11 protein-coding genes are annotated in these 14757 nt (G+C 62.2%); 4 read left to right on the forward strand and 7 right to left on the reverse strand.

The window, feature by feature from the left end:
• Window positions 1–167: 167 nt before the first annotated feature.
• The 3 genes from HX792_RS22430 to HX792_RS22440 all read right to left on the reverse strand — a co-directional run bounded on the left by HX792_RS22430 (window position 168) and on the right by HX792_RS22440 (window position 2863).
• A complete protein-coding gene (locus tag HX792_RS22430) occupies window positions 168–521 on the reverse strand; it encodes an MmcQ/YjbR family DNA-binding protein (RefSeq protein ID WP_176998143.1) in 354 nt (117 codons plus the stop codon).
• A complete protein-coding gene (locus HX792_RS22435; RefSeq protein ID WP_176998144.1) occupies window positions 518–1426 on the reverse strand; it encodes a LysR substrate-binding domain-containing protein in 909 nt (302 codons plus the stop codon). The genes HX792_RS22430 and HX792_RS22435 overlap by 4 nt, the downstream gene beginning before the upstream one ends.
• 63 nt (window positions 1427–1489) lie before the next feature.
• A complete protein-coding gene (locus tag HX792_RS22440; RefSeq protein ID WP_176998145.1) occupies window positions 1490–2863 on the reverse strand; it encodes an NAD-dependent succinate-semialdehyde dehydrogenase in 1374 nt (457 codons plus the stop codon).
• Window positions 2864–3050: 187 nt separating this feature from the next.
• Here HX792_RS22440 and HX792_RS22445 point away from each other — a divergent pair, with 187 nt between their 5' ends.
• Window positions 3051–3947: an AraC family transcriptional regulator gene (locus tag HX792_RS22445; protein ID WP_176998177.1), complete on the forward strand. Its 897-nt coding sequence runs from the start codon at window positions 3051–3053 to the stop codon at window positions 3945–3947.
• Here the strand turns inward: HX792_RS22445 and HX792_RS22450 are convergent.
• Complete coding sequence (locus HX792_RS22450; protein WP_176998146.1) at window positions 3913–5103, reverse strand: MFS transporter; 1191 nt, start codon at window positions 5101–5103, stop codon at window positions 3913–3915. The two genes, HX792_RS22445 and HX792_RS22450, sit on opposite strands and share 35 nt — an antisense overlap.
• Before the next feature lie 232 nt (window positions 5104–5335).
• Between HX792_RS22450 and HX792_RS22455 the strand changes: the two genes are divergently transcribed.
• Window positions 5336–5947, forward strand: coding sequence for an FMN-dependent NADH-azoreductase (locus HX792_RS22455; RefSeq protein ID WP_176998147.1), 612 nt, complete (start codon window positions 5336–5338; stop codon window positions 5945–5947).
• Window positions 5948–6176: 229 nt separating this feature from the next.
• A complete protein-coding gene (locus tag HX792_RS22460) occupies window positions 6177–7214 on the forward strand; it encodes a dienelactone hydrolase (protein ID WP_176998148.1) in 1038 nt (345 codons plus the stop codon).
• Here HX792_RS22460 and HX792_RS22465 read toward each other — a convergent pair.
• Complete coding sequence (locus HX792_RS22465; protein ID WP_176998149.1) at window positions 7208–8383, reverse strand: MFS transporter; 1176 nt, start codon at window positions 8381–8383, stop codon at window positions 7208–7210. The two genes, HX792_RS22460 and HX792_RS22465, sit on opposite strands and share 7 nt — an antisense overlap.
• Before the next feature lie 104 nt (window positions 8384–8487).
• Window positions 8488–11829 (reverse strand): AAA family ATPase, encoded by a 3342-nt coding sequence (locus tag HX792_RS22470; protein WP_176998150.1) that lies wholly within the window; start codon window positions 11827–11829, stop codon window positions 8488–8490.
• A gap of 302 nt (window positions 11830–12131) precedes the next feature.
• Here HX792_RS22470 and HX792_RS22475 point away from each other — a divergent pair, with 302 nt between their 5' ends.
• Window positions 12132–12983 (forward strand): hypothetical protein, encoded by an 852-nt coding sequence (locus HX792_RS22475; protein ID WP_176998151.1) that lies wholly within the window; start codon window positions 12132–12134, stop codon window positions 12981–12983.
• Between the two features lie 88 nt (window positions 12984–13071).
• On the opposite strand, the gene HX792_RS22480 is transcribed toward HX792_RS22475, so the two are convergent.
• The gene (locus tag HX792_RS22480) at window positions 13072–14658 is read right to left on the reverse strand and encodes an ABC-F family ATPase (protein WP_026083083.1); all 1587 of its coding nucleotides are present in this window, start codon (window positions 14656–14658) and stop codon (window positions 13072–13074) included.
• Between the last annotated feature and the right edge of the window lie 99 nt (window positions 14659–14757).

Consider the following 14757-nt stretch of genomic DNA (forward strand, 5'->3'; position numbering starts at 1 on the left):
CGTTTTGCTTACTTTTGCGCTCCATCAAAAGTGAGCCGCTGTAAGAGCGGAACCATAAGCCGCCGTTACCCAAGAAATGGATATGTACCCCGTGAGGCCGCCATCGCAGGCAAGCCAGCTCCCACATTTTTGATCGCAGGGCAACAGTTGGAAAGCTGTCAGCCCTCTTACTCCAGACGCAACCCCACCTGCGCCCGCTTGGGCAACTTACCCACCACCAACTGGTGAGACCGCTGCAACAGCCCCCGCAACTCCTCAGCCCCCAGCGGATACGGCGTATTCATAATCACCCACTGCGCCCGCGCCAAATAAGGCGCCGGATGAATCCCCGGCCGGTCGACATGCCCAAGAAACAACGCCTTGTCGACCTTGAACGCCAACGACTCCCCCCGCAGATTCTGCAAGGCAAACATCTTGTTGCCCGCAATCGAAAACACCCGCACACCGCCCCATTTATAGTCCTCCCGCGCACCGGGCAGGCTCAGGCAGAACGCCGCGACCTGGGCTTCAGTCATCTTCATAACAAGCGATCTCCACAGCCCTTGAAGGCCTCTTCCAGGTAATCGATCCACGCGCGAATGGCCGGCAGCACGCCACGGCGATGCGGGTACACCGCCTGCAACCAGCCGCCCGGCGACGACCATTCGGGCAGCAGTTGCACCAACGCGCCGCTGGCCAATTCGTCTTCGCAGTACATCATCGGCAGCACGGTAAACCCCAGGCCCTTGAGGGCGCAGGCCTTGCGCACGATAAAGTCGTCGATGCCCAGGCGCGCCTCCATCGACAAGTCCTCGGCATTGCCTTGGGGGTCGATCAGGCGCAGGTGGACCAGGCGATCGGCCTCCAGTGCACCGAGCACCGGCAGTTGCTTGAGGTCTTCCAACGTGTTGATCTTTCGCCCCTGTAGAAACGCGGGGCTGGCGACCAGCAGGGTCTGAGCCTGGCGCAGGCGCTTGGTCACCAACAGCGGGTCTTCATCGCCCAGCTCACGCACGCGCAGGGCCACGTCGATGCCTTCGGCAACCAGGTCGACACGGCGGTTGACCAGGGTCATTTCCAGCTGCACCAGCGGGTGGGCGGCGAGAAAACCCGCGACCATCTCCGGCAACATGTGCTGGGCCATGCCCACCGGGCAGCTGACCCGCAGCCGCCCACGGGGCTCGCTGGACATGCTGGCCACGGCCTCGTCGGCCATCTCCGCTTCCAGCAACATCGCCTGGCAGTGACGCAAATAACGTTCGCCGACGGCGGTGAGGGTGAGTTGACGGGTGGTACGTTGCAGCAGGCGGGCGCCGAGGCGGTCTTCCAGCTCGGCAATGCGCCGCGACAGCCGCGACTTGGGAATGCCCAGCAGCCGGCCGGCAGCGGCGAAGCCACCGGCTTCCACGACTTTGGCGAAATAGTAGAGGTCGTTGAGGTCTTGCATGGTCAACCTATTGTCCTGTCAATGGGACGAACTATCCGCGTGTGGCGTGGGCAAATCCAGCCCCTACATGCCGGCCATCAACACATACTTCACATGCACGTACTCTTCGATCCCGTAATAGCTGCCTTCGCGGCCATACCCGGATTGCTTGATGCCGCCAAACGGAATCGAGGCGGTGCCCACGGAGCCTGAGTTCAGAATCACCATGCCCGCTTCAAGCCGGCGAGACAGTCGCAACGAACGGCCCAGGGCGCTGGTGTAGGCGTAGGCCACCAGGCCGAATTCGGTGCTGTTGGCGCGTTCGATCACTTCTTCTTCATCGTTGAAGACATAGAGGGCGAACACCGGGCCGAAGATCTCCTGGGTGGCCAGCGGCGAGTCATCCCCCAGGCCGGTGAGGATAGTCGGCGCGTAGAACAGGCCACCCTTGGCGTGAGGCTTGCCGCCCATGAGTACGGTTGCGCCGGCAGCCCTGGCGTCTTCCACCAGGCGCACCACCTTGTCAAAACCCAGCTGATTGACCAGAGGCCCGACCACAAAACCTTCGCGCAGGCCCTGATCCACTTCAATTGCGGCAACCGCCTGCTTCAGGCGCTCGGTGAACGCCTCAAGGATGCTCTGCTGCACAAAGATGCGGTTGGGTGAGATGCACACCTGGCCAGAGTTACGCAGCTTGGCGCTCACCAAGCCTTGTACGGCGGCGTCCAGGTTGGCGTCCTCGAACACGATAAACGGCGCGTTACCGCCCAGTTCCAGGGTCATCTTCTTCACGTTGGCGGCGCATTGCGCGGCGAGCAATTTGCCCACGGCGGTGGAGCCGGTGAAGGTGATCTTGCGGATACGCGGGTCGCCGGTGAGGATCGGGCCGATTTCCTTGGGGTCGCCCACTACCACTTCCAATACGCCTTCGCCGATGCCGGCGTTGCGCGCGTATTCCAGCAGCTTGAGGGCGGTCAGCGGCGTGTCTTCAGCCGGCTTGATCACCATGGTGCAACCGGCGGCCAAGGCGGTGGCGACCTTGCGGGTGATCATCATGAACGGGAAGTTCCATGGGGTGATGGCCGCCACCGGGCCGACCGCTTCCTTGGTGACCATCACCTGGGCGTTACGGTCGTGGGTGGGAATCGTGTCGCCGTAGACGCGCTTGGCTTCTTCGGCGTACCACTCGATGAAACCCAGGCCGTAGTCGATCTCGCCACGGGCTTCGGTCAGGCATTTGCCGTTTTCGCGGCACAGCAGTTCGGCGAAGGCTTCCTTGTCGGCCTTCACGCTGTCGTGCCAGCGGCGCAGGATGTCGCTGCGCTCCTTGGCGAGTTTGCCGGACCAGTCGGGGAAGGCGGCGCAGGTGCGGTCGACGGCGGCCTTGACCTCGGTCGCAGAGTGTTTGGCTACGCGGCCGATTTCTTCACCGTTTGCAGGGTTGTAGACGATAAGCATGGGGAATCTCCGAGGGCTGAATGTGTTGTTTCAGGCTACGGAAAAGCGCTGTTTGGGCGAATATCCATTCCAATGTGCTGATTGCCTATTCCTATGAGTGCGTAGCGCCAGCCACCTCTGGCGCAGTACTGTGTGGCTTTGCAGAGGAGCCGATGCCGTGGGCCGTACACAGAGAATTGTCGAGCTGATGAGCGCCCTGGCGCCTGTTGAAGGCTATAACCTGACCGTATTGGATGACGTGCGTTTCCTGCGTTCCAACCGGCCACTGCACCGCGTGCCCGTGCTGTACGACCCGGGCATCGTGATCGTGTGCCAGGGCCGCAAGAGCGGCTACCTGGGCGAAGAGATCTATCGCTACGACGCCCAGCATTACCTGGTGGTGTCGGTGCCGGTACCGTTCACCATGGAAACCGAGGCCAGCGAAGCGGAACCGATGCTGGCGGTGTACCTGCGGCTGGACTTCAGCCTGGCGGCCGAGTTGATGGTGGCGCTGGATGACTTCCCCGATCTCCCGCAGGCCAAGCCCCGGGGCATGTATTCCTCGCCCATGGATGAGCGGCTCAGCGAGTCATTGCTGCGCTTTCTGGAGGCGATGAGCGTGCCGATGGAGGCGCAGATATTGGGGCCGACCTTAATGCGCGAAATCTACTACCGGATTTTTACCGGGGAGCAGGGCGGCTCAATGCGAGCCGCGCTCAATCGCCAGGGGCAGTTCGGCAAGGTGGCGCGGGCGATTCGCAAGATCCACGCGTGCTATCACCAACCCTTGGACGTGGAGGCGCTGGCGGGCGAGGCGATGATGAGTGTGCCGAGCTTTCACGCGCATTTTCGCACAGTCACCGACACGTCGCCGATGCAGTACCTCAAGTCCACGCGCCTGCACCAGGCGCGTCTGTTGATGCTGCGCAACGACATCACCGCCGCCACTGCCTGTGCCAAGGTCGGTTATGAAAGCGCCTCGCAGTTCAGTCGCGAGTTCAAGCGCTTCTTCGGGCGCACGCCCCAGGACGAGATCCAGTGGATGAAGCGCACCTACGCATTGCCGGCGCCTACGACGTCGTCGATTTACGTGTCATCCCACTGAGCAGGGTGATCAGTAGGGCCAGCCCGGCAAACCCGGCGCCGGTGAGCGCCTGGCCCTGCCAGCCGTAATGCTGTGAAGCAAACGCGCCGGCCGCAGAGCCCAGGGCGCCGCCGATGAAGTAGACCACCATGAACACAGTGTTCAGGCGGCTGGTGGCCGAAGGTTCCAGCGCCAGCACACGGGTCTGGTTGGCCAGTTGGTTGATCCGGTTACCGAGGTCGAGGAAGGTCGCCGCGATGAGGATCGGCCACCACCAGCCGCTCGGGCCGAAGGCGTAGATCAGGACAAAGGCCACCAGCACGGTGCCGATGCCGACCCATTCCAGCAGTTGGCTGTGGCGGCGGGTCTGTTGGCCGATGGTGGTGGCAAGGAGGATGCCGACGATCGCCGACAGCCCCAACAAGCCCGCCTGCGCACTGGAGAAACCATAGGGCGGCAAGGCCAGCAACGCCGCCATCGAGCCCCAGAACACGTTCAATGCGCCAAACACCAGGCCGGCCTTGAGGGCGGACAGGCGCAGGGTAGGGTGCTGCCGGGCCAGGCCCCACAGCGATTTGAGCAAGGCGCCGTAGGCCAGCTTGCTGGTAGAGATGGACACCGGCATGCGCGTCAGGATCGCGATAAACAGCAGCACATCCAAGGCTGCCGCCAGGGCGAACATGCCGCGCCAGCCCAGCCAGCCACTGACCACGCCGCTGACGGTCCGGGCCAGCAGGCCACCGGCAGACAGGCCGCTGACCATCAAGCCGAGGACCGCGCCTTTTTGCGCTGGCTCGCTGAGGTCGGACGCGGCAGGGATGATCACTTGGGCGCTGATCCCCGACAGGCCCAGCAGCCCGCTCGCCACCAGCAGCCAGGTAAACGAGGGCGCCGAGGCCGAGGCCAGCAGGCTGATGAAGTTCAGGCACAGCACGGCCAGGATCAGCGTGCGCCGGCTGATGCGGTCGCCCAGCGGCACAAACAGCAAAAGGCCGCAGGCGTAGCCGAGCTGGGTGAGCATTGCGATCTGGCCGACATGGGCGGTGGTCACGTCGAAGCTGGTGGCGATCAGCGGCAGCATCGCCTGGTTGTAGTAGATGGTCGCGACCGAAAACCCGCAGCAGATGGCGAGCAGCAGGGTCAGGCCCTTGGTCAGGACGGGGGAGTTCGCGTGCATGGCAGGCCCGGTGGCTGGCGGATTTGCGGCGAGAATGCCGCGTGGCGCGGGTGAAATCCAGCACCACAGAGGATTGGGCAATAAACCTGGGGGATTGGATCAGGGCGGAAATGGGATTGTCCTGCTGGCAGGACAAACAGTCGCATTTGAGCTGTCTAATCGTTTATTGGGTTCATGTGTAGGATCAACCTCAATTGATCGCCCAGTGGCGATCCTCACTTGGAGATCACCCATGAAACTGTTGCACATCGATTCCAGCATCCTCGGCGACAACTCGGCTTCCCGCCAGCTCAGCGCAGGCGTGGTCAAGGCCTGGCAAGCCGCAGAGCCAGGTGTGAGCGTGACTTACCGTGACCTGGCAAACGAAGGTATCAGCCACTTTTCCGGCCTGACCCTGGGCGCCCTGGGCACTGCTGCCGAACTGCGCGATGCCGTGCAAAAGCACGAGGCTGAACTGAGCGCTTCGTCCCTGGCCGAATTCATCGCCGCTGACGCCGTGGTGATCGGCGCACCGATGTACAACTTCTCGGTGCCTTCGCAACTCAAGGCCTGGATCGACCGCATCGCGGTGGCCGGCCAGACCTTCCGCTACACCGAAGCTGGCCCTGAAGGCTTGTGCGGTGGCAAGAAGCTGATCATCGTGTCCACCGCCGGTGGCCTGCACGCTGGCCAGCCGAGCAACGTCGGCCATGAAGAGTACTTGAAGCTGGTGTTTGGTTTCCTGGGCATCACCGACATCGAATTCGTCCGCGCCCAAGGCCTGGCCTACGGTGATGAAGTGCGCAGCAAAGCCCTGAGCGACGCCAACGTACTCATCAGCGAACAATTGTTCGCCGCCGCGTAAGGCTTGTGTAAATTTCGCCTTTCCTCGGTTTCAATCTGAAGCCGGGCGCCTAAACTCTGTATTCTGGTCACCTGAACACGACCGGAGTACGGAGTTTTTTCGTTTACCCGCTGTCTCTACTTTGGCCCAGGTTATGCAGTCATGGGTTTACCACCCGGTACGAGCACCTTGAACCATGGACTTTTCAAACAGACATGCCGGTTTTAATGCAGCAAAGGTGGACATCCTCATGATGCGTCTTTGTGCTGTTTTGGTACTTTCCCTGCTCGGTGGCCTGATTTCAGTGCACGCCGCCCCAGCGCCGCACCCGCATTGGAGTGTGGGCTTCCACCGCATGACGTTCCTTGATCCGCTGGACTTGCAGCCGATGAAGGCCATCGCGTTCTATCCGTCCACCGACGATCAACACTCCACCCAACTGGGTCCTTATCACGTCGCGGCTACCGAAGACTCCAAGGTCGCCATCGGGCGCTTCCCGATGCTGATGCTGTCCCATGGCAATACCGGTACACCGCTGGCCCTGCATGACCTGGCCACGTCCCTGGCGCGAAAAGGGTTTGTGGTGGTGGCGGTACTGCATCCCGGCGACAACTACAAGGACCACAGCCGCCTGGGTACGGTAAGCAACCTGTACGGGCGGCCGATCCAGATTTCCGAAGCCATCACCGCCACCTTGGGCGACCCGATGCTGTCGCCGTTCGTCAATGTGGATCAGGTGGGGGTGATCGGCTATTCGGCCGGTGGCGAAACCGCGCTGATCCTGGCGGGGGCCAAGCCCGATTTCGATCGCCTGCGCCGCTATTGCCAGGAACGCCCGGAAGACCGCGATGCCTGCACCACCAAAGGCGAATTGGTGGTCGACCGCGACGACCTGCAACCCCAAGCCGACCCGCGCATTCACGCACTGATGCTGATGGCCCCGCTGAGCCTGATGTTCGGCCGCCACACCCTGGCCGATGTGCACGTTCCGGTGCTGCTCTACAGCGGCGACGGCGACAAGCTGGTGGCCGTGGACAAAAACGCCGCTGCCCTGGCGCGCAAACTGCCGGAACCTCCAGATTTCAAACTACTGGCCGGGGCAGGGCATTTCGTGTTCATGGCGCCGTGTGACAGCGACCAACTGGCCGCCATGCCGGCGATCTGCACCGATGCCGACGGGGTGGACCGCGAGGGCATTCACCGCGACCTGGTGTCAGAGGCCGGGCGCTTCTTCATTCACACCCTGGGTCAATCGACCCGCGCCGGGTTGCAGACCGCAGATCAGTAAGCGCGGCGCTTGAGCAGCACGGTCACGGCCAATGCCGTGACCGACAGCAGCGCAGCGCAGAAGAAGATCCAGCCGTAACCCAGGTTCAACGCCACAAACCCCATCAACGGCCCGGCAATCGCGAGGGCCAGGTCAAAGAACACTGCATACGCGCTCAATCCCGCGCCCCGGCTGCTGTTTGGCACTTGCTTGATGGCTTCCACGCCCAGCGCCGGGTACACCAGCGACAAACCAAAGCCTGTCAGCCCGGCGCCGATCAGCGCGACGCCGGTGGACGGCGCCAGCCACAGCAAGGTCAAGCCCAGGGTTTCGATGGTCATGCAGGCAATCGCCGCCCTGAACCCGCCAAAGCGGCTGATGGCCGAGATAAACACCAGACGCGACAGGATAAAACACACGCCAAACACCGTGAGGCAGTACGCCGCACCGGCCCAGCCACGGTTGAGGTAGTACAGCGTGATAAACGTGGTGAGGGTGCCGTAGCCGATGGAGGCCAGGCACAGGCTGGCCCCGAAGGGCGCAATACGCCCGAACACGGCCCAGAACGGCAACCGCTCCCCACGCACCACCGGCACTGACGGTTTGGTGCGGATCAGCAAAAGGCCCAATGCGGCCAACACCGACAGCGCGATGCCAAGGCTGGTGTAGCCGTACTCGGCCACCATCACCACGCCTAGCGGCGCACCAATGGCGATGGCGCCGTAGGAGGCGATGCCATTCCAGGAAATCGAGCGCGCGGTGTGTTCGGCGCCGACCGCGCCCATGCACCAACTGATGGTGCCCACGCCGATCAGCCCTTGGGCCACGCCGAGCAACAGTCGCGCGACGATCAGAATGCCCAGGCTCAATGACGGCGTGCTTTGCACCAGTGTTGCGAGGAACGTCAGCACGCCGCTGGCCAGAATGCCGGCCAGGCCCAGCACGATGGCGCGCTTGGTGCCAACGTTGTCGGACATGCGCCCGGCCATCGGGCGGCTGAGCAGGGTGGCCAGGTATTGCGAGCCGATGGTGATCCCGGCGACTACGGCGCTGAAACCCAGTTGCTCATGGACATAGCCCGGGATCACCGCAATCGGCAGGCCGATGCAGATAAAGGCGATGAAGGTGTAGAAGACGATGGAGACGATCTGCAGGGTGATCGACAGGGAGCTGGGGGCGGCGGCAGGCATGGGGACTCGTTCGCGGGCGGGCGGTGAGGGCATGATGGCAAGGGCATGACGGAAAAGGAAGCAGGCTAACTACTTTGTTGAGCGTACGGGCCGACCGATCCCCTCTAGTCCGCGTCGCTCAAGCTTTGCATCACACGTGGCATGGTTGCCACGAACCCTAGGCGCTCCGATTCGCGCTGCAATACCTTCAAGTCTTCGGTGCTTGAACTGTCGCGACGCTGCAAACATTGGCCCGCCACCTCGATCAAGCGCACATGATGGCGGATCCAGGCACAAGGTGCAGTCTGGGCAAGGGCCTCCAGGCCTTGGGCATGCCGGCCGGCCTGCTCGAAATCGCCACTGAGCAGGCACGTTTCGGCCGCCGCCACCCTGAAACGAAGGGCGTTATGCGCCAGGCAATCCTGCGTAAGCAGGGCTTCGCCCAGCACCAGCATCTGGCGGCTGAGTCGCGCGTCGTCGAGAATCAAGGCAAGGCTGCCGTAGACCCAGGGGCCGATGTAACGCTGCAACGCATAGCGCTCCACCAAACTCACGGCCTCGTAGATCAGTGTTTGCGCCCGATCGCGTTGATTCTGGCGCAAGGCTAAACGGGCCTGGCCTTCCAGCAGAATGGCCTCGAAGCGACTGGCGCCTATCTCACGGGCCAGTGCCAGGGCATTCGTCAGTTCCTGCTCGGCTTGCTCGTCCTGCCCCGTCGCCACCAGCACCCAGGCGGCGGTCAATCGGGAAAAGACTTCCGCGCGGCGGTTACCGACCTGACGGCTGGACACGGCAGCATCCATGGCGTCACGCAGGGCCAGCACCGGCCGCCCCAAGTAAATTAGCGCCGAGCCGCGAGCACTGCGATTGCCCGCTTCGACATGGGGCAGCCCGTGCTGTTCGCACAACCGCACGCACTGGTCGAAGACCTCATACGCGGTCTGCATCCGTCCTTGGGCGTAGTAGGAATCACCGATTCCGCCCAGAGCCTTGGCCTCGGTTTCCAAGTTCGCCGCGATACGCGAGAACGACAGTGATTCCTCATGCAGGCGACGGCACTCGGCGTAGTCGCCTCGCGGAAAGTAAATATCCCCGCGCAGTTGATACAAGCGGGCCAGTGCCGTGTTCGCCTGCAACGCTCGGGCGCTGGGGAGTATGGCTTCGATCAGCTGTTCCTCGTCCTCCAGGCAATCGAGCGTATTGAGCACCGGCGCCAGCCCCAAGGCCGCCTCAATCCGCTCTTGCGGCTGAGCGGCGAGGGCCAGGGCGCTCTGGAAACAGTCCCGCGCGCGAGCTATTTGCCCCAGGCCCCAATGAGCCTGGCCACAGCGCAGTGCGAGGGTAAAACTGCCGGCGGCGCGTTCGACGAAATCTGTTCCCTGTAGCCCCAGCGCAAGCACGCTGTCGTACTGGCAGGCCTGGAGTTTCTCGTCCATGGCGACCAGCAACGCATCGAAAGCCGTGGGGTCCCTGGCCAGCAACAAGTGCTGTGCATACAGGCTGCGATCACGCTCGCGATATAACTTCGCCACTTCGCCATGCAACTGTTCGCGCAGGGCGTTGGGTATCGCATCGTAGAGGCAGTGCATGACCAGGTCATGGACGAACAAGTAGCGACCCGGTTCAATTTCCCGTAGCAAACCCTCGCGCATATCTGTGCTCGGCAGATAATCCGGCTGCCCCAGCGCCTCGCGCCAAAGGTTCAACTCGCAACGGTTGCCGAAAATCGCGGCGTAACGCAAGGCATGTCGCTGCTCGGGCTGCAGGCGGTCGGAACGGGTCTGGATCAGGTGGCGCAAACTGTCTGGGAATACACCTTCGCGACTCGACAGCAGTTGCGTCAGGTACAGCGGGCTGCCTTGGGCACGCTTGACGCAGTCGGCCCGGTAGGCCGGGTCGACCTCGCTGAACTGGTCGGCCAGCAGGCTGGCCTCGCGCGCTCGGATCGGAGCGATATCCAGCAGGCTCATGGGGGTACTGAAATACGGGCGCAGGGCGCTTTCCAGCGGATCGCCTTCATGGCGCGAGGTCAACAGCCAAACCAAGGGCGCCTCGTTCGTCGCTTCGAGCAGCTTGCCCAGCAGGCTGCACAATGCGACCTCGGCCCAGTGAAGGTCTTCGATGCAGATCAACAATGGCTTGTGCACCGCCAGCCGCAGCAGCAACTGTAAAAGCGCCGAAAGCAAGCCCTGGCTGCGCACTTCACTGCTCATCGCCGCGTACTGCGTGAGGGAATGCCCGGGAGGCTCGTCAACCCGGTGTAAGCCCGTCAGCACTCGCAGGAACAGTTGGTGTTCGTCTTTCAGCTTCAAGCGCAGCATCGCGCTTTCCAGTTCTGGAGCGCCGTCTTGTCGGTGCATGTCGAGGTCAAGCAGGCTGCGTACCAGTTGGCCCAATGGCCATAGGGCGTTGTCCATGCCGAAATCCAGCACGTCACTGCGATGGCAGGCAAAACCGCCTTGGCGGGCCATCTCGAAGAACTCGGTGATCAGGCGTGTCTTGCCGATACCGGCCATGCCACGCACATACACCACATGCCCGTCCTGATAGGCCTGAGTGGCTTCGATGACACCCTTGAACTGCAGCACTTCGACGGTACGCCCCACCAAGGGGCGCGAGGCATTCTCGTCAAGATTGCGCAAGCGCAGGCATAAGCGATAAGCGGGGAACGGCTCATCGGCCGGGGAAAACTCGAAACGCGTGCGAAGCTGTTCCACCAGGCCTTGGGCGACATTCACCGGTGCATTGCCATGCGGTTCGCGCGGGGTGTGGCCGCGCAACTGGCGCAGTACTTCACCCATCGTGGCGTCCTCGACGTCCTGGCGAACCAGTTGCAGCACAATCCCGAAACCAGGTTTGGCTAACTGTTCGCGGCTCAACGCTAGCGCACACAGCAGCGCTCGCTCGCTGTCGCTGCGGTACGCTTGCGGCGCGCCGAACCGGGCGACCACGATGTCGTCCGCACGCACCATCGGCACACCGCCGAACTGGCGGATCAGCCGCTCGATCTCTGCCACTCGCGAGGCTTGTTGTTCCGGGCGGGAGCGTTCACCCGACACCGGCGTTTCAAAGCTCAGTTGCAACACATAGCGGATCACATCGTCATCGATCTGGCGCAATGACTGCGTTGCCAGGACCGAATTGTGCAACTCGGTCACTGACTGTTCGATTTCCGCCAGGGCGCGTGTGACGGAGTGCCCGAGTAACGCTTCGACGTCGATCTGGAACGCTGTCGCCAGGTGGCGGGCCGTCCGATAGAGCACTGGCTTGCCGGTCTCGGCACGCTTGATGGAGGCAATGGACACACACAAGTGAAGGTTCAAGCAGGCCTCGGCCAGGGTTTCCTGGCTCAGGCCGCGCTGTTTGCGCAACCCTTTCAACAACCCGGCGTCCAGCAGCACGCGCCCGTCGGAAATCGCCGGGGCCTGCAGGGGGGGAACAGCCAACGTGCTCTGTTTGAAATCCATGTCGATTGTCTCGGCGGCGCCTGGGCAGCCGATGGAGTGTACTCCACATCTGATACCAAACTGATACCAGACTGACACTGCTCTGAACTGTCTCGATGGCGCCACGCTTCGGATACTAGCGCACGACGCCTGACCTACACTGGTTGCGCGAGCAGCATGTACCGTACCGCTCAGATGACAGTGCGGCGAAGTCAAGGAAACGCATCGCCGATTCGGTCTGAACGCTGGGTCGGCGACATTCAACGGGCGGCAGGCCATCGCCGTCTCTGCTGTCTCACCCGAACCCTGGTGGTGCAATCACGATGCAAACCTTCAACTGTGTGCCTTTTATCGGCGATGGCGACGAGGTCGATCTCGACACCCGTAGCTTCCCGTTCCTGTACAACGACCACGGCTTGGCTCGCCTCAAGCCCGCTGCAGAAGGCCGGCTGATCCAGCCGGCGCCGCAGAATCCCGAACTTGCACTCGGCGCTCTTTACACAGGTGTCACTTGGGAACCGAGGGAAATCCCCACTGCCAGCGGCTCCTACACCATCAAGTCATTCGACTTCCACGCCCGGGAAGTCCGTTATGAACCGATGTGGGCCACTGAAGAAACAGCGCAGGCTTTCGGCATGACCTTGCTGCGCAGTGGTGAGTGCATCCACTTCGACCATGCGCAACTGATCCTTGGCCAATACACCTATGGCAAATGGGCCGGGCACCAATCGCCCTACCTGGGGCCGGCTCGCCAGCGCGAACTGCTGACCTACAACCCGACAGACTTGGAGTACCACGCTTTTCCCCACGCCTTCTTTTCCCGCCATGGCCGGCTGCCGCTGGTGATCAGCGTGGCGCGCTGGCGGCCCTTCGTCGAAGAAATCCGCCTGGCCGACCTCTGGGTTCGACCCGGAGACGCGCTGGTGCTGCCACCCCAGTACTTTCCCGAGGCCCTATTGCTCGGCGCGCCCGCTGAGCAAAAGCGCTTGAAGGTCGTTGATATGCACGGTAATCGAAACTCGGCGCTCGCTTGTTGGTTCAAGGGGGGCGACGACGCGCTGTTGACGGAAACCATCCTGGCCAATGCTGACTTGATGAAGTCAGAAGCCGGCAGGCCGCACTATCATGAGGAGCGAGCCCCGACCCGGCATGAAACACCAGAAGGTTTTCTCTAAAACTGCCTGAGCGATGGATTGGCCAATAAAAAAGCGCCAACGTTGCCGTTGGCGCTTTGCAAATGCGTTGCCTTGAAACGGGCGGTATTTAGAACACCACGCCTTGGCTGCGCAGGTAGTCGTCGTAGGTGCCGCTGAAGTCGATCACGCCGGTGGCGCTCAACTCGATGATGCGGGTGGCCAGGGACGATACGAACTCACGGTCGTGGCTGACGAAGATCAGCGTGCCCGGGTAGTTCTCCAGCGCCAGGTTCAGCGCTTCGATGGATTCCATGTCCAAGTGGTTGGTCGGTTCGTCCATGATCAGCACGTTCGGCTTTTGCAGGATCAGCTTGCCGAACAGCATGCGGCCTTGCTCACCACCGGAAATCACCTTCACCGACTTCTGGATCTCGTCGTTGGAGAACAGCATGCGACCCAGGGTGCCACGGATCATCTGCTCGCCTTGGGTCCATTGGCCCATCCAGTCGAACAGGGTCACGTCGTCTTCGAAGTCATGGGCATGGTCCTGGGCGTAGTAGCCCAGTTCCGCGGCGTCGGTCCACTTGACGCTACCGGCATCCGGGGTCAGTTCGTTGACCAGGGTGCGCAGAAGGGTGGTCTTGCCGATACCGTTCGGGCCGATGATCGCCACGCGCTCGCCAGCTTCAACCTGGAAGCTGAAGTCCTTGAACAGCGGCTTGCCGTCGAAGCCCTTGGCCATTTTTTCGACCATGACGGCCTGGCGGTGCAGCTTTTTGTTCTGCTCGAAACGGATGAACGGGCTCACACGGCTCGAAGGCTTGACCTCAGCCAGCTGGATCTTGTCGATCGCCTTGGCGCGGGAGGTGGCCTGCTTGGCTTTCGAGGCGTTGGCCGAGAAGCGGCTGACGAAGGATTGCAGCTCGGAGATCTGCGCCTTCTTCTTGGCGTTGTCCGACAGCAGTTGCTCGCGGGACTGGGTCGCCACGGTCATGTACTCGTCGTAGTTGCCCGGGAACAGGCGCAGCTCGCCGTAGTCCAGGTCAGCCATGTGGGTGCACACGCTGTTCAGGAAGTGACGGTCGTGAGAGATGATGATCATCAGGCTGGAGCGCTGGGTCAGGATGTTTTCCAGCCAGCGGATGGTGTTGATGTCCAGGTGGTTGGTCGGTTCGTCGAGCAACAGCACTTCCGGGTCGGAGAACAGCGCCTGGGCCAGCAATACGCGCAGTTTCCAGCCTGGGGACACTTCGCTCATCGGGCCAAAGTGCTGTTCCAGCGGGATACCCAGGCCCAGCAGCAGCTCACCGGCACGGGATTCGGCGGTGTAGCCGTCCATTTCGGCGAATTCGGTTTCCAGCTCGGCCACGGCCATGCCGTCTTCTTCGCTCATTTCTGGCAGCGAGTAGATTCGGTCGCGCTCAGCCTTGACCTTCCACAGCTCTTCGTGACCCATGATCACGGTGTCGAGTACGGTGAATTCTTCGTAGGCGAACTGGTCCTGGCGCAGTTTACCCAGGCGTACATTGGGCTCCAGCATGACCTGGCCGCCGGACGGGTCGAGGTCGCCGCCGAGGATTTTCATGAAGGTCGACTTGCCGCAACCGTTGGCACCGATCAAACCATAACGGTTGCCGGCGCCGAACTTGACCGAGACGTTCTCGAAGAGCGGCTTGGCGCCGAACTGCATGGTGATGTTAGCTGTGGAGATCAATTACTTTACCTATCAATGGGTTGCGAGCGTGGCGGCAGGAGCCTTCAGGCATGCGTCAACAGCGACATCAAGGCGCGAAACCCGGTCGCTGAGCAGAAG

Origin of the sequence: Pseudomonas sp. B6002 (assembly GCF_013385985.1) — a bacterium.
Lineage (GTDB): Bacteria > Pseudomonadota > Gammaproteobacteria > Pseudomonadales > Pseudomonadaceae > Aquipseudomonas.

What these genes read in the sequence shown, in the direction of transcription:
- HX792_RS22430 (WP_176998143.1), bottom strand. Translation starts at nt 521, where the DNA reads ATGAAGATGACTGAAGCCCAGGTCGCGGCGTTCTGCCTGAGCCTGCCC.
- HX792_RS22435 (WP_176998144.1), bottom strand. Translation starts at nt 1,426, where the DNA reads ATGCAAGACCTCAACGACCTCTACTATTTCGCCAAAGTCGTGGAAGCC.
- HX792_RS22440 (WP_176998145.1), bottom strand. Translation starts at nt 2,863, where the DNA reads ATGCTTATCGTCTACAACCCTGCAAACGGTGAAGAAATCGGCCGCGTA.
- HX792_RS22445 (WP_176998177.1), top strand. Translation starts at nt 3,051, where the DNA reads ATGAGCGCCCTGGCGCCTGTTGAAGGCTATAACCTGACCGTATTGGAT.
- HX792_RS22450 (WP_176998146.1), bottom strand. Translation starts at nt 5,103, where the DNA reads ATGCACGCGAACTCCCCCGTCCTGACCAAGGGCCTGACCCTGCTGCTC.
- HX792_RS22455 (WP_176998147.1), top strand. Translation starts at nt 5,336, where the DNA reads ATGAAACTGTTGCACATCGATTCCAGCATCCTCGGCGACAACTCGGCT.
- HX792_RS22460 (WP_176998148.1), top strand. Translation starts at nt 6,177, where the DNA reads ATGATGCGTCTTTGTGCTGTTTTGGTACTTTCCCTGCTCGGTGGCCTG.
- HX792_RS22465 (WP_176998149.1), bottom strand. Translation starts at nt 8,383, where the DNA reads ATGCCTGCCGCCGCCCCCAGCTCCCTGTCGATCACCCTGCAGATCGTC.
- HX792_RS22470 (WP_176998150.1), bottom strand. Translation starts at nt 11,829, where the DNA reads ATGGATTTCAAACAGAGCACGTTGGCTGTTCCCCCCCTGCAGGCCCCG.
- HX792_RS22475 (WP_176998151.1), top strand. Translation starts at nt 12,132, where the DNA reads ATGCAAACCTTCAACTGTGTGCCTTTTATCGGCGATGGCGACGAGGTC.